The sequence below is a fragment of the Curtobacterium sp. PhB170 genome (assembly GCF_003752345.1).
Lineage (GTDB): Bacteria > Actinomycetota > Actinomycetes > Actinomycetales > Microbacteriaceae > Curtobacterium.
Map to the genome: position 1 here is coordinate 32,776 of NZ_RJUM01000014.1, position 13,628 is coordinate 46,403.

Below are 13,628 nucleotides of genomic sequence, written 5' to 3' on the forward strand. Positions count from 1 at the left end.
CCGGAACCGCTCGACCGGCGGGTCCCGGTTAGAATCGACGTCGCTCGCCTCCGTAGCTCAGTGGATAGAGCAGGTGGTTTCTACCCACCGTGCCGCGGGTTCGATTCCTGCCGGGGGCACGACGCGAACGGGCCGCCATCCGATCGGATGGCGGCCCGTTGCTCGTTCGTGGGGGGTGTCGGACGCTGGGTGCTGGGTGTCCGTGCCCGCTACTCGTCGTCGTCCGTGGCGCGGCGGCGGAGTTCGGAGGCGCTGATCGGCTGCGTGTGCGTCGCCTCGGACGTCTCGTCCGCGTCCGTGGGCTCTGCCGGCGCCTGGGTGATGCGGGTCGGGATCGACGTCGTGTTCGTCGTGCCCGGGGTCTCGACCCTCGGAGCAGGAGCGGACGCCGGGGTCGTCGGTGCGCCCGGGGTCGTCGGGACGTCGTTGGCGGGCGTCCGGTTGACGTGGGCGTCGGCCGAGGTGGGCGCCGGCGTCGCGACGGCGGACGACGCGGGACGGTCGGTGCCGCGGGCCGGGGTCACCCGGTCGGTGTCACCGAAGGCCTTGGTGACGGCGTCGTCGTCCACCACCTCGGTGTCGTCGGTGCCGCGGCTCGGGGTGGAGCGTGCGGGGGACGTGGGGGTGCCGAGCGCCGGGCGCACGGGCGGTGCGGCGTCGTCACCGTAGACGCGGGTGGTGTTCTCGCCGTAGGAGCGGGTGGCGTTGGCGTCCGACCCACCGCGGTTCACCGAGAACCCGGGTCCTGCAGCGGGAGCGGACGCCGACCCGGCTGCGGCAGCGGGGGCGCCACCGGCGGGGGCCGACCCGGCGTTGGCCGGGGCCGACGGCGCGGAGGCGGGCGTGCCTCCTGGACGCTGTGCCGGACGCAGGGAAGTCGTCGTCGGCGTCGGGCGCTCGACGGGAGCGGCCTGAGCGGCCTGAGCGGGCGCTGCCGGGGTCTGCGGGCGGGCGGTGCTGTTCTGGTCGGCGTTCCAGTCCTGCTGGCGCTTGATCAGGTCGGCATCCGGGTCGGGGGACTCGAACTTCCAGCGCTCGAGGTCGGCCTTGAAGAGCTTGCGTGCGCGGCCCGGACGGGCCTGCCACTCGAGCAGGCGGTCGCGGAACTCCGCGAGCGACTGGTCGGCCTGGAAGCTGAAGGTCGACGAGTTCTTCTTGATGTCGGCGATCTCGTGCTGTGCCCAGTTGGCGGCGAGGGGCGCACCCGGCACGGGGAGCAGCCGGAGCCGGATGTCGGCATCCTCTGCCAGGTGGTCCGCGTAGCCGCGTTCGTCGTGCCCGAGCGAACCCCAGGCAGCGGCCTTGCGCGCCGCGGAGATGATCGCCGCGACGGCGGCGTTCTTCGACTCGCGCTCCTGCAGGGCGACGACCCGTTTGGTCGCACCCCGTCCGATGAGCGCCGCGATCACGCCGGCGACGACGATGGCGACGAAGGGGATCACGGCACCCGAGATCACCCGCCACCCGTTGTCGGACGCAGTCCAGTCGGTCAGGTCGTTCCACCAGTCCATGCGCGCACCATACTCACGAAACGGTCAGGCCCCGGGGAGGACGAACGGCGTTCCGCGCATCCGACCCGAGACGATTCCAATCTGGAACATCATGACCAGCGGAGGCAGTCCACGGCGTCGTCGGCGGACCACACGTTCGGCAGCTCGACGAACCGACGCTCGGTCGCGACGTAGCGACGGGCGCGGTAGGCGGTGCCACCGGCGACGTCGATGCGGTCGACGTAGCCGACGATCTCGCCGTTGGCGCGGGTCACGCGGCTCAGGTCGTCGCGGACGTCGAGGATGCGGTAGTCGCCGCGCGACCGGGAGAGCGGGACGGTGCGGATCCGCAGTGCGGGTTCGGTCGTGGTCTGCATCGTGGCCTCCTGGTCGGTGTGGTCTCGACGCTACGGGCCACCACCGACACGCCGGGGCCGTGCTGACGCATCGTGGACGGCGGAGTGGGCGGTGCGTGCTGTGGAGGGCATGTCCCCGGTCCGGCCCCGCGCAGATGTCGGGGAGGTAGGTTGTGGCCATGACCACGTTCGTGCTCGCAGGTGGATGTTTCTGGTGTCTCGACGCCGTGTACCGCACGTTGCAGGGCGTGCAGGACGTGGAGTCCGGCTACATCGGTGGCCGGGTCGAGAACCCGTCGTACGAGCTGGTGTGCACGGGGTCGACCGGTCACGCCGAGGCGGTCGCGGTCACCTTCGACGAGACGGTGATCCCGGCCGAGGTCATCCTCGACGTGTTCTTCACGCTGCACGACCCGCGGCAGCTCAACCGGCAGGGTGCCGACGTCGGCACGCAGTACCGCTCGGCGATGTTCCCGGCCGACGACGCGCAGCGCGCACTGTTCGAGCAGGCGATCGAGCGCGCGTCCGACATCTGGGACGGCGGGATCGTCACCACGATCGAGCCGCTCACGACGTTCTACCCGGCGGAGGAGTACCACCAGGACTTCTTCGCGAAGAACCCCGGTCAGGGCTACTGCCTCGCAGTCGCGCTGCCCAAGGTGAACAAGGTCCGCAAGGCCTACAGTCAGTACATCCTGACGTCCTGATCCTCGGGCGTCGGGGCCACGAGGAGGTGGTCGAACGATGACGAACAACACCGGGACCTGGGTCGCGATCGGTCCGGCAGGTGCGGTGGGCAGCATCCACCGTGCCGCGGACGGCTTCCAGGTCGAGCTCTACGGACGAGGGCGCACCGGCGGGCTCTACCCGTCGCTCGAGTCGGCGAAGGGCGCGGTGCACGCCGCGCTCGGCCCACTCGCGGCGCGGCCCGAGTTCCGAGCGCACTAGCGGTCCAGGGCCGGACAGGAGGCCCGGGGGACTCGTCCTCCACAGGTCGCCTGATCGGGTCCACACGCCACAGATCGAGCCCGGGGCTGCTTCCGCAGCCCCGGGCTCGATGACGATCGACGCATGAACGACATCATCACCGTCTGCGGAATCGTCGCCACGGAACCCCGTCACCTCGTCACCGAGACCGGCATCGCCATCACGAGCCTGCGCCTCGCCTCACCGTCACGTCGATGGGACCGGGCCAGCGCGGCCTGGGTCAACGGTGCGACCAACTGGTACACCGTCACCGCGTTCCGCTCCCTCGCGTCGAACGTGTTCAAGTCCCTGAAGAAGGGCGACCGCATCGTCGTGTCCGGACGCGTCCGGATCCGCACCTGGGAGCGCGATGGCCGGGGCGGCACGTCGGTCGAGATCGACGCCGACGGCATTGGGCACGACCTGGCGTGGGGCATCAGCAACTGGGTCCGCGTCCCTCGTCACACCGGGGAGCCGACCGCGCCTCCCGGACCTGCCCAGACGGTCGACCCGCGCACGGGCGAGATCGGCGCTGCCGGTCCGGACGCGGACACGCAGATCGACGGCGACCACCCCGACCTCGACCACCACGACCTCGACGCCGACGGTGGTCACCCGCAGCCCGATCCTGCTTCCCCGGACGCGATCGGGCAGGATCCTCGCCGACCCGCAGACGACGACGGGGACCCCAGCACGCGGATGGCGGCGTGAGGTCCCCTCGACGGAATCCGACCCGGGCGCTACCAGCGCTGGGTGATCATGGCGATGCCGGCGACCTCGGTCGTGTCCCAGTTGCCGCCCTTCGGCAGCCCGGACACCCGACCGTCGACCCAGAACGTCGCGCCCTGGACCTTGCCCGGGTTGGTCTGCTTGGCCTTCAGTCCGTGGAACGAGAAGTTCGGGTTCCAGGTGCCCTGGAGTCCGCTCACACCGGGCTTGTTGCGCACGGTGATCTTCACGTCACGCATCGAGGAGTGGACGACGTCGCCGTTGAGACGGCCGTTCCCCTCGACGTTGAAGAACAGCCGGCCCTTGAGGTTCAGGCCGACCGCGGCGATCGTGTGGCCGTTCGCGAAGAACGTGCCGACGTTGTTCGGGTAGAAGCGGAGTCCGACGGGTGTCACGTTGTGCGTCGCCGGACCGAGGTACCCGTAGGTGAACTTGCCGTTCTGCACGCGCTCCCAGATGAACCGCGGGGCGCCCTTGCTGACCGTCGACCCCTTGTCCGACTGGATCCCGACCGAGAAGGCGTTGTTGTAGGCGTCGTGCACGTTGATGTAGGACGAGTAGCCCGTCCCCGAACCACCCTCGGTGATGTTGGCCGTGTACTCGACCAACGGGGTGCCGTGGGGGGCGACGGTCGCGGCGGACGCCGTCGACGTGGTGCCCGTCGGGACGACGAGGGCCGCTGCGAGGGCGATGGCCCCGACGAAGGGGAGTGCGAGTCGGTGCAAACGTGTTCTGGTCATGATCCTGATCCTGATCTCCGCATGGACGACGATGCCTCTGGTCGAAGGCGAGGCCACGGTACGTCGAAGTACGCGAGGACAACACCCCCCGTGCGGGTTCCGGCGATCCGTCAGTAGACTTGCACCGATATGGCTGAGTACATCTACCAGATGGTCCGCGCCCGCAAGGCGGTCGGCGACAAGCTGATCCTCGACGACGTCACGATGTCGTTCCTCCCCGGCGCCAAGATCGGCGTCGTCGGACCGAACGGTGCGGGCAAGTCGACGATCCTGAAGATCATGGCCGGTCTCGACCAGCCGTCGAACGGTGAGGCGAAGCTGACGCCGGGCTTCACCGTCGGCATCCTCATGCAGGAGCCGGAACTCGACGAGACGAAGACCGTGCTCGAGAACGTCCAGGAAGGCGTCGGTGAGATCCACGCGAAGCTCGCCCGCTTCAACGAGATCTCCGCCCTGATGGCCGAGCCGGACGCCGACTTCGACGCGCTCCTCGCCGAGATGGGCACGCTGCAGGAAGAGATCGACGCTGCCGACGCGTGGGACCTCGACTCGCAGCTCGAGCAGGCCATGGCCGCGCTCCAGTGCCCCCCGGGGGACGAGCTCGTCACGCACCTGTCCGGCGGTGAGAAGCGTCGTGTCGCGCTCTGCAAGCTCCTGCTCCAGAAGCCCGACCTGCTCCTGCTCGACGAGCCCACCAACCACCTGGACGCCGAGAGTGTGCAGTGGCTCGAGCAGCACCTGCAGCAGTACCACGGTGCCGTCCTCGCCGTGACCCACGACCGGTACTTCCTGGACCACGTGGCCCAGTGGATCGCCGAGGTCGACCGTGGTCGCCTCTACCCGTACGAGGGCAACTACTCGACGTACCTCGAGAAGAAGCGTGCGCGCCTCGAGGTGCAGGGCAAGAAGGACGCGAAGCTCGCGAAGCGCCTGTCCTCCGAGCTCGACTGGGTCCGCAGCAACACCAAGGGCCGTCAGGCGAAGTCGAAGGCCCGTCTCGCCCGGTACGAAGAGATGGTCACCGAGGCCGAGCGCACCCGCAAGCTCGACTTCGAGGAGATCGTGATCCCCGTAGGCCCGCGTCTGGGCTCGCAGGTCATCGACGCCGAGAAGCTGCACAAGCAGTTCGGAGAGCGCGTCATCATCGGTGACCTGTCGTTCACGCTGCCCCGCAACGGCATCGTCGGCGTCATCGGCCCGAACGGTGTCGGCAAGACGACGCTGTTCAAGACGATCGTCGGGCTCGAACCCCTCGACGGCGGCACGCTGAAGATCGGCGACACGGTCGACATCTCGTACGTCGACCAGAGCCGTGGCGGCATCGACCCGAACAAGAACCTGTGGGAGGTCGTGTCCGACGGGCTCGACTACATCCAGGTCGGCAAGACCGAGATCCCGTCCCGCGCCTACGTCTCGCAGTTCGGGTTCAAGGGCCCGGACCAGCAGAAGCGCGCCGGCATCCTTTCCGGTGGTGAGCGCAACCGTCTGAACCTCGCGCTGACGCTCAAGCAGGGCGGCAACCTGCTGCTCCTCGACGAGCCGACCAACGACCTGGACGTCGAGACCCTCGGGAGCCTCGAGAACGCCCTGCTCGAGTACCCCGGTTGCGCCGTGGTCATCACCCACGACCGGTGGTTCCTCGACCGCATCGCGACCCACATCCTGGCGTGGGAAGGCCTCAACGAGGACGGCACGCCGAACTGGTACTGGTTCGAGGGCAACTTCGAAGCGTACGAGGAGAACAAGATCGAGCGCCTCGGTGCCGACGCCGCGAAGCCCGGGCGCGCGACGTACCGCAAGCTCACCCGCGACTGACCCGCGTGGCGAGACTGCACGCTCCCATCCGCATGCGGTGGAGCGACATCGACGCCTACGGCCACGTCAACAACTCCGCGATGCTGCGCCTGCTCGAAGAGGCGCGCATCGTGGGGTTCTGGGGCCCGGACGCCGGTGAGCTGTCGGCTGACGGCAGCCTGCCCGAGCCGATCATCGACGGTCGGCCGGGCTCCGGCACGATGACGGTGATCGCCGGACAGCGCCTCGAGTACCTCGCATCGATCCCGTACCTGCGCCAGCCGCTCGACATCCAGATGTGGATCGGGCGGCTCGGTGGGGCGAGCGTCGACGTGTCGTACGAGGTCTGGTCGCCGGTCGGGCAGCAGCCGGCCGAGCTCTACACCCGGGCGACGACCGCGCTCGTCATGGTGGACGCCGCCACGAACCGTCCTCGGCGGTTGACCTCGGCTGAGCGCGCGGCGTGCGAGCCGTACCTCGAGGCCCCGGTGGAGTTCAGCCGCCCGTAGGGACCCGCATCATGCCCTCCTGCGCCACGGTCGCCAGCAGGCGTCCGTCGCGGGAGAACATCCGACCGAACGCGAGCCCGCGGCCGCCCTGCGCGCTGGGGGATTCTTGCGTGTACAGGACCCACTCGTCGGCCCGACCGTCGCGGTGCCACCACATCGCGTGGTCGAGGCTGGCGCTCTTCACGCCGGGCGTGCCCCAGGCGACGCCGTGCCGCCGCATGATCGGTTCGAGGATCGACAAGTCGCTGGCGTACCCGAGGACCGCACGGTGCAGCGACGGGTCGTCCGGCAGGTCGCCCTGCACACGGAACCAGACCGCCTGGTGCGGCACGTGCTCGCCCTGCACGTCGACGAACACCGGTCCCTCGACGTGCCGCAGGTCGATCGACCGTTCGGCCCAGGCCTTGGCGACGGGGTGGTCGATGGTGGACAGGATCGACGCGGCGGACGGCAGCGACTCCGGTGACGGCGTGTCGACCGGGTACGGGTCCTGGTGCTCGACCCCGGTGTCCGGCACCTGGAACGACGCGATCATCGAGAAGATCGGCACACCGCGCTGGTAGGCCTGCACGCGCCGCGTCGCGAAGGACCGACCGTCGTGGATGCGTTCGACGCCGAAGGTGATCGGCACGTCGATGTCGCCGGGGCGCAGGAAGTACCCGTGCATCGAATGGATGTCACGCCCCTCGATGGTGGCCTGCGCAGCGACGATGCACTGAGCGAGCACCTGGCCGCCGAACACCCGCCCGCCGGGGGACCAGTGGTTCGCACCGGTGAGGATCGTCTCACCCGTGCTCGCACCGGTGTCCTCGAGTCGGAGTGTCCGCAGGAAGTCGGGTTCGCCGTTCACGTGGTGCAGTCTACGAACACAGGGTGCGCCGGTAGGATCGGTTCGACATGGGCACCTCGTTCACGCTTCCCGACGCCGCCTCCCTCGGGGACCTCCGCACGTACCTCGGACGTGCCGCTCGGATCGAGGACGGTTCGGTCCGGCTCATCGCCGACTCCGGTGTCCTCGCGGTCTACACGGCGATCCTGTACCCCCTCGGGCTCCTCGACGAGCTGCCGACGGTACTCGGCCTCCGCACGTTCTCGCTCACCGAGCCCGCGACGATCGACGTCGTGGTGCCGCTGCAGTCGCTGCTCGAGCGGCTCCGGCTCCTCGCCGAGGCGCAGGACGCCGAGCACGCCGACGGCGCCGACCCGACGCGGGCCACCCCGATCGAGGTCGAGCTCCCGCACGAGGTCCACACCGTGACGTGGGCGGCGATCTCCCCGCCCCGTGGCGGATGGGTGCCGCTGCCCGACGTCTCGCCGGAGCTGCTGCGCCGCGCCACCCGTGACGGCATCGCCGAGGTCGCCGACGCTGTCCCGACCAACGCGGGTGAGGCGATCATCCGCAAGGTGCGATCCGAGGTCTGGGGCCGTCCGGTGCCGGGCATCGAGCACCTGCCCGCTGGTGCAGGCTTCGCAGGGGAGAGCCTCGGCTTCCTCGGGCACGACCCGGTGCGCCTGTTCGAGACGGGTCCGTGGAGCCGCCTGACGACATCGCGCGGGCACGTGCTCGTCAAACGCCGCGCCTGGACCCTGAACCTGTAGCGAACGCCGCGTCCAGGCCAGGTGGTTGGCTGGCCGCATGCACGTTTTGCTCACCGGCGCGTCCGGGTACATCGGCTCCTCTGTCCTCCGCGCCCTCGTCGCCCACGGGCACGAGGTGACCGCCATCGTCCGCTCCGACGAGAAGGCGCAGCACGTGCGTGACGCCGGTGGGCACGCCCTCGTCGGGGACGTCACCGACACCGAGGTCGTCGAACGACTGCTGCACGAGACCGGCGGCGTCGTCCACACGGCGTCCGCGCCCGACGTCGACCCGGACTTCACCGCGACGGTCCTTCGCGCGTCCGTCGGCACACCGAAGCCGTTCGTGCACACCGGCGGCATCTTCACCTTCGGCAACTCGACGGACATCTCCGAGCAGTCGCCGATCGATCCGCCCGAGCTGACGTCGTGGCGTACGGCGAACGAGGCTGCCGTGCGGGCGAGCGACGTGCGGACCACGATCGTCGCCCCGGGCATCGTGTACGGGCGCGGTGCCGGCATCCCCGCGATGTTCGTCAGCGATGGCACCCAGCCGGTCACGCTGGTCGGTGACGGCTCACAGCGCTGGACCACGGTGCACGTCGACGACCTCGGCGAGCTCTACGTCCTCGCGCTGGAGCGTGCCGAGCAGGACGGGTACATCGTCGCCGCGACCGGGGACAACCCGACGGTGCGCGAACTCGCCGAAGCGGGGGCGCACGGCGCACCGGTCGTCGCCGAGAGCGTCGACGCTTCGCGCGAGCGACTCGGTGGGGCCTTCGCCGACGCGCTGCTGCTGCACCAGGAGACGTCCGGAGCCCACGCCCGCTCGGCCTTCGGCTGGAAACCGACCCACCCGTCCCTGGTCCAGGACCTCGCCACCGGCTCGTACGTGCGTTGAGGACGACGAACGGCCCTCGACGACGGCGTCAGCGCCGCCGAGGTTCCACGACACGCCGCGCACTGTTCGCCAAGGTTCCACGAACGGGGCGAGGCGGCGCCGAGATGTGCAGATTTCGGAACCTGGGCGGCAGGCGGGACCTGGGCGGCAGGCGGAACCTGGGCGACTGAAGAGCTGGCGTCAGTCGAAGGTGTTCGTCATGGCGTGCGCTGCGCGGTCGAGGTACGCCCAGAGCTCGGCCTCGTCGAGGGGTGCGAGCTGCAGGGACTCGACGGCCTCGCGCATGTGGTGCAGCCATCGCTCGCGGGCCTCGGACGTGATGCGGAACGGGTTGTGCCGCATCCGGAGCCGGGGGTGCCCGCGTTCCTCGCTGTAGGTGCCCGGCCCGCCCCAGTACTGCTGCAGGAAGGCCGACAGGCGCCAGATCGCGCCCTCGAGGTCGTCGGCCGGGTACATCGGCCAGATGACGTCGTCCTGCTGCACGCCCTCGTAGAAGCGGCGGACGAGCCGGTCGAAGGTCGGGGCGCCGCCGATGCGGTCGAAGAGCGAGCCGGTGGCCGAGACGCCGTGCTCGCCGACCCGAAGCGTGATGGGCTGCGCCGGAACACCGGGCACGCCGGGCACGCCGGGCACGCCGGGCATGCCGAGACCAGCCCCGCCGGGGCCACTGCTCGGAGGTGTGGGATCGGTCACTGGGGGTCCTTCCCACCGTCGTGGTGGTCGTCGGTGCGGATCGGCTGCCCGAGCACGTTGCGCTTGGTGCGGCGCGGCTTGGTCGGTGCCGGGGTGGGACGCGTCTGCACGGACCGCAGGCCGTTGATCGAGGTGGCGTTCTCCCAGCCCTCTGGCATGATCATCGCCATCGCCGGCAGGGTGATGCCGAGCTCGTCGACGGCGTGCTTCAGGCGGGCGCGGAGTTCGCGGCCGACGACGTCGAGCTCGGAGGCGCGGGTCTTCACGACGAGGCGGAACACCATGCCGTCGGGGGAGACCGACTGCAGCCCCCAGATCTCGGGCTTCTCGACGATGCGCTGGCGCCAGCGGGGCTCCTGCGACATGGTGACGGCGGCCGCGAGCAGGGCGTCCTGCACAGCGTCGATGTCGGTGTCGTAGGGGACGGTGATGTCGACGAGGACGCGCGACCAGCCCTGGGACAGGTTGCCGACGCGCAGGATCTGCCCGTTCGGCACGAACCACAGGATCCCGTTGACGTCGCGCACCTGCATGACTCGGAGTCCGACGTTCTCGACGACGCCCGTGGCCTGCCCGGTGTCGACGACGTCGCCGACGCCGGCCTGGTCCTCGAGGATCATGAAGATGCCGGACAGCAGGTCCTTCACGATCGACTGCGCGCCGACGGCGAGGCCCGCGGCGACGAGCGACGCGCCACCGACGATGCCGACGGCGGCGTTCGGGATCGCCACAGGGATGATGATCGCAAGGGCCACCACCACGACGATGACCGTCGCGAGGTTCTCGAGCACGCTGCCCAAGGTGCGGGTCCGCTGCACCACGCGCGCGGTCTGGACCGGCGACGCGATGAGTGCCTGCGTGTCCTCGGCGCCCTGACGCTTCTTCACGCCGTTCACGACACGGTCGACGATCTGCTTGATCATCCGGCGGAGGATCACGCGCAGGATGATCGCCGCGATGATCGTGATCACGATCGTGATCGGGATGTGCCAGGCGTCGACGAACTGGGTGAACGCGTTGGATGCCCACTTCGGGACGTCGGAGGTCTCTGCAGCCAAGGTCATATCCGGTCGATGCTAAGGGCGGGGCCTCGGCGTTCCATGAGGAACGCCGAGGCCCCGCAGATCAGCGACGCAGACTCAGGCGTCGGCGGCCTGCACCCGGAGCGCACGCTCCGTGCCCGCGACGCTCTCGGACACGATGCGACGCAGCGCCGGGGTCTCCGGGTGCGCCTCGAGCCACGCGTGGGCGGCGTCGCGGAGCTCGGCCGACGCGAGCGGCGCCGGGTAGAGGCCCGAGACGATGGTGTCGGCCATGTGGTAGCTGCGCTCGGCCCAGATGCGGGTGAGCACCTCGAAGTACTTCGGCACGAGGCCTTCGAGCACGACGGGGCTGTTCACGTGCTGGAACCCGACCGTGGTCTGGCGCACGATCGCGTTCGGCAGCTCGGCGGAGTCGACGAGCGACGCGAACGCGGCCAGCTTGCCCTCGGCGGTCGGGATCGTCGCACGGGCGCGGGCCGCGGCCTGCTCACCCGACGCGGTCTTGTCGGCCGCGAGTTCGGCGTCGACCTCGGCGTCGGAGGCGGCACCGGCGAGCACGAGGCCCTCGAGCAGCTCCCAGCGCAGGTCGGTGTCGATCTCGAGCCCGTTCAGCGTGACCGAACCGTCGCGGAGCCCCTGCAGGGCGGCGACGTGCTCGGGCGTCGACGCGATCTGCGCGAAGAACTTCACGAACTGGAACTGGGCGTCCGACCCGGCCTCGGCCGAGGCCGCGAGCTGCCAGAGCGTCTCGCCCACCGTGCGGACCGTGGCGTCGACCTTCGACGGCGCCACGTAGTTGCGCGTCGTCAGGAGCAGCTGCGACAGGGTCGTGCGGATGGTCGTCGACTCGGATTCGGTCGCGATGTTGCCGAGCGCGAGCCGGACGTAGTCGCTGGCGGGCGACTCGGCGTCGCGCGTGGCGTCCCACATCGCACCCCACACGATCGAGCGGGCGAGCGGGTTCGCGATGGCCGCGAGGTGCTCGATCGCCGTCGTGCGGGACTGCTCGTCGAGACGGATCTTGGCGTAGGCCAGGTCGTCGTCGTTGAGGAGCACGAGGTCGCCGCGCTGCACGCCGACGAGCTCGGGGACCTCGGTGCGTGCGCCGTCGACGTCGATCTCGACGCGGTGCACGCGCTCGAGCTTGCCGCCCGAGGACGCGGTGTCGGCACCGAACGGCGCGGAGTCGTCCGTCCCGAACGCGTAGACGCCGATGGCGAGGCGGTGCGGGCGGAGCGTCGGGTAGTCGGCCGGCGCTTCCTGCAGAACGGCGAACGAGGTGATCGCGCCGGACGCGTCGACCTCGATCTCCGGGCGGAGCGTGTTGACGCCCGCGGTCTCGAGCCAGAGCTTCGACCACTCGGACAGGTCGCGGCCGCTGGTGGCCTCGAGCTCGACGAGCAGGTCGCGCAGCTCGGTGTTCGAGTGGTGGTGCTTCTTGAAGTAGGCCGAGACACCGGCGAAGAACGCGTCGATGCCGACCCACGCCACGAGCTGCTTCAGGACGGAGCCGCCCTTGGCGTACGTGATGCCGTCGAAGTTGACCTGGACGTCCTCGAGGTCGTTGATCGTCGCGACGATCGGGTGGGTCGAGGGGAGCTGGTCCTGGCGGTAGGCCCAGGACTTCTCCATCGCCTGGAACGTGGTCCAGGCCTCGGTCCACTCGGTGGCCTCGGCGGTGGCGATCGTGGAGGCCCACTCGGCGAACGACTCGTTCAGCCACAGGTCGTTCCACCACTTCATCGTGACGAGGTCGCCGAACCACATGTGCGCGAGCTCGTGCAGGATCGTGACGACCCGGCGCTCCTTGATGGCGTCGGTCACCTTCGAGCGGAAGACGTAGGTCTCGGTGAACGTGACGGCGCCCGCGTTCTCCATCGCGCCGGCGTTGAACTCCGGCACGAAGAGCTGGTCGTACTTCTCGAACGGGTACGGGACGTCGAACTTCTCCTCGTAGTAGGCGAAGCCCTTCTTGGTGGTCTCGAACACGTACTCGGGGTCGAGGTACTCGGCCAGCGACTTGCGCGCGAAGACGCCGAGCGGGATGGTGCGGCCGTCGCTGCTCGTCAGTTCGTCGCGGACGACCTCGTACGGGCCGGCGATGAGCGCGGTGATGTAGCTCGAGATCGTCGCGGTGGGCGGGAAGGCCCAGGTCGCGTTCTCACCGTCGACGTGGGGCTCGGGCGTCGGGGAGTTCGACACGACCTGCCACCGTGACGGCGCCGTCACGGTGAAGGAGAACTGTGCCTTGAGGTCGGGCTGCTCGAACACCGCGAACATGCGGCGCGAGTCGGGGACCTCGAACTGGGAGTACAGGTACACCTCGTCGTCCACGGGGTCGACGAAGCGGTGCAGGCCCTCGCCGGTGTTCGTGTACAGCGCGTCGCTGACGACCACGAGCTCGTTCTGCTCCTGCAGGTCGTCGAGCTGGATGCGGACGCCGTCGTTCACCGCGGCGACGTCGAGCGCCGTGCCGTTCAGGGTGACGGAGTGCACGGTCTTCGTGATCGCGTCGATGAACGTGGACGCACCGGCGGTCGCGGTGAAGCGCACGCGGGTGGTGCTGCCGAACGTCTCGGCGCCGCGGGTCAGGTCGAGCTCGACGTCGTACGTCTGCACGCTGACGATGCCGGCACGTTCCTGGGCTTCGGTTCTGGTGAGGTTCTCTCCGGGCACGCAACGCTCCATCTTCGCTGAGGACGCGGACGATCGTGGTCCGCGAGGGGGAGTCCCGGCACGGCGTCGTGCACCGGCGGGACGGTCATCCCCAGCCTAGCGACGCCGCGTACGCTCGGAGCGTGAGCGAGACGACTGTGGACAAGACGACGG

General features: G+C 69.7%; 14 protein-coding genes and 1 tRNA gene. 8 read left to right on the forward strand and 7 right to left on the reverse strand.

The features are described from left to right. The first annotated feature begins 46 nt into the window (after positions 1 to 46). Positions 47 to 119 (forward strand) — tRNA-Arg (locus EDF40_RS17230). A 90-nt stretch (positions 120 to 209) separates the two neighbouring features. On the opposite strand, the gene EDF40_RS17235 is transcribed toward EDF40_RS17230, so the two are convergent. Further along, entirely contained in the window at positions 210 to 1,511 is a 1,302-nt protein-coding gene (locus tag EDF40_RS17235) for a hypothetical protein (RefSeq protein ID WP_123341123.1), read from the reverse strand. An 89-nt stretch (positions 1,512 to 1,600) separates the two neighbouring features. Continuing rightward, positions 1,601 to 1,867, reverse strand: a complete 267-nt coding sequence (locus EDF40_RS17240; RefSeq protein ID WP_123341122.1) for a hypothetical protein — start codon at positions 1,865 to 1,867, stop codon at positions 1,601 to 1,603. 158 nt (positions 1,868 to 2,025) lie between these two features. On the opposite strand from EDF40_RS17240, the gene msrA reads away from it, so the two are divergent. The 3 genes from msrA (at position 2,026) to EDF40_RS17255 (ending at position 3,523) form a co-directional block, all read left to right on the forward strand. Then, positions 2,026 to 2,553 (forward strand): peptide-methionine (S)-S-oxide reductase MsrA, encoded by a 528-nt coding sequence (gene msrA / locus EDF40_RS17245; protein WP_123341121.1) that lies wholly within the window; start codon positions 2,026 to 2,028, stop codon positions 2,551 to 2,553. Between the two features lie 37 nt (positions 2,554 to 2,590). Next, positions 2,591 to 2,794, forward strand: coding sequence for a methyltransferase (locus tag EDF40_RS17250; protein ID WP_111086793.1), 204 nt, complete (start codon positions 2,591 to 2,593; stop codon positions 2,792 to 2,794). Between the two features lie 123 nt (positions 2,795 to 2,917). After that, complete coding sequence (locus EDF40_RS17255; protein ID WP_123341120.1) at positions 2,918 to 3,523, forward strand: single-stranded DNA-binding protein; 606 nt, start codon at positions 2,918 to 2,920, stop codon at positions 3,521 to 3,523. 29 nt (positions 3,524 to 3,552) lie between these two features. On the opposite strand, the gene EDF40_RS17260 is transcribed toward EDF40_RS17255, so the two are convergent. Next, complete coding sequence (locus EDF40_RS17260) at positions 3,553 to 4,281, reverse strand: hypothetical protein (RefSeq protein WP_148053908.1); 729 nt, start codon at positions 4,279 to 4,281, stop codon at positions 3,553 to 3,555. 129 nt (positions 4,282 to 4,410) lie between these two features. Here EDF40_RS17260 and ettA point away from each other — a divergent pair, with 129 nt between their 5' ends. Both ettA and EDF40_RS17270 read left to right on the forward strand, forming a co-directional pair. Continuing rightward, entirely contained in the window at positions 4,411 to 6,096 is a 1,686-nt protein-coding gene (gene ettA / locus EDF40_RS17265; protein WP_111086790.1) for an energy-dependent translational throttle protein EttA, read from the forward strand. A 32-nt stretch (positions 6,097 to 6,128) separates the two neighbouring features. Beyond that, a complete protein-coding gene (locus tag EDF40_RS17270) occupies positions 6,129 to 6,584 on the forward strand; it encodes a thioesterase family protein (protein ID WP_123341118.1) in 456 nt (151 codons plus the stop codon). On the opposite strand, the gene EDF40_RS17275 is transcribed toward EDF40_RS17270, so the two are convergent. Then, positions 6,571 to 7,434: an acyl-CoA thioesterase II gene (locus EDF40_RS17275; protein WP_123341117.1), complete on the reverse strand. Its 864-nt coding sequence runs from the start codon at positions 7,432 to 7,434 to the stop codon at positions 6,571 to 6,573. The two genes, EDF40_RS17270 and EDF40_RS17275, sit on opposite strands and share 14 nt — an antisense overlap. A gap of 47 nt (positions 7,435 to 7,481) precedes the next feature. On the opposite strand from EDF40_RS17275, the gene EDF40_RS17280 reads away from it, so the two are divergent. Next, entirely contained in the window at positions 7,482 to 8,183 is a 702-nt protein-coding gene (locus EDF40_RS17280; RefSeq protein WP_123341116.1) for a hypothetical protein, read from the forward strand. A 37-nt stretch (positions 8,184 to 8,220) separates the two neighbouring features. Next, a complete protein-coding gene (locus EDF40_RS17285) occupies positions 8,221 to 9,063 on the forward strand; it encodes an NAD-dependent epimerase/dehydratase family protein (protein WP_123341115.1) in 843 nt (280 codons plus the stop codon). A 180-nt stretch (positions 9,064 to 9,243) separates the two neighbouring features. Here EDF40_RS17285 and EDF40_RS17290 read toward each other — a convergent pair whose 3' ends face one another. The 3 genes from EDF40_RS17290 to pepN form a co-directional block, all read right to left on the reverse strand. Further along, positions 9,244 to 9,756: a globin gene (locus EDF40_RS17290; RefSeq protein ID WP_395863208.1), complete on the reverse strand. Its 513-nt coding sequence runs from the start codon at positions 9,754 to 9,756 to the stop codon at positions 9,244 to 9,246. Then, a complete protein-coding gene (locus tag EDF40_RS17295; protein WP_123341114.1) occupies positions 9,753 to 10,820 on the reverse strand; it encodes a mechanosensitive ion channel family protein in 1,068 nt (355 codons plus the stop codon). The genes EDF40_RS17290 and EDF40_RS17295 overlap by 4 nt, the downstream gene beginning before the upstream one ends. Positions 10,821 to 10,895: 75 nt before the next feature. Continuing rightward, entirely contained in the window at positions 10,896 to 13,475 is a 2,580-nt protein-coding gene (gene pepN / locus EDF40_RS17300; RefSeq protein ID WP_123341113.1) for an aminopeptidase N, read from the reverse strand. Between the last annotated feature and the right edge of the window lie 153 nt (positions 13,476 to 13,628).

Bases quoted from the DNA above. Each gene is read 5' to 3' on its own strand.
- EDF40_RS17235 (WP_123341123.1), bottom strand. From the start codon at position 1,511: ATGGACTGGTGGAACGACCTGACCGACTGGACTGCGTCCGACAACGGG.
- EDF40_RS17240 (WP_123341122.1), bottom strand. From the start codon at position 1,867: ATGCAGACCACGACCGAACCCGCACTGCGGATCCGCACCGTCCCGCTC.
- msrA (WP_123341121.1), top strand. From the start codon at position 2,026: ATGACCACGTTCGTGCTCGCAGGTGGATGTTTCTGGTGTCTCGACGCC.
- EDF40_RS17250 (WP_111086793.1), top strand. From the start codon at position 2,591: ATGACGAACAACACCGGGACCTGGGTCGCGATCGGTCCGGCAGGTGCG.
- EDF40_RS17255 (WP_123341120.1), top strand. From the start codon at position 2,918: ATGAACGACATCATCACCGTCTGCGGAATCGTCGCCACGGAACCCCGT.
- EDF40_RS17260 (WP_148053908.1), bottom strand. From the start codon at position 4,281: ATGACCAGAACACGTTTGCACCGACTCGCACTCCCCTTCGTCGGGGCC.
- ettA (WP_111086790.1), top strand. From the start codon at position 4,411: ATGGCTGAGTACATCTACCAGATGGTCCGCGCCCGCAAGGCGGTCGGC.
- EDF40_RS17270 (WP_123341118.1), top strand. From the start codon at position 6,129: ATGCGGTGGAGCGACATCGACGCCTACGGCCACGTCAACAACTCCGCG.
- EDF40_RS17280 (WP_123341116.1), top strand. From the start codon at position 7,482: ATGGGCACCTCGTTCACGCTTCCCGACGCCGCCTCCCTCGGGGACCTC.
- EDF40_RS17285 (WP_123341115.1), top strand. From the start codon at position 8,221: ATGCACGTTTTGCTCACCGGCGCGTCCGGGTACATCGGCTCCTCTGTC.
- EDF40_RS17295 (WP_123341114.1), bottom strand. From the start codon at position 10,820: ATGACCTTGGCTGCAGAGACCTCCGACGTCCCGAAGTGGGCATCCAAC.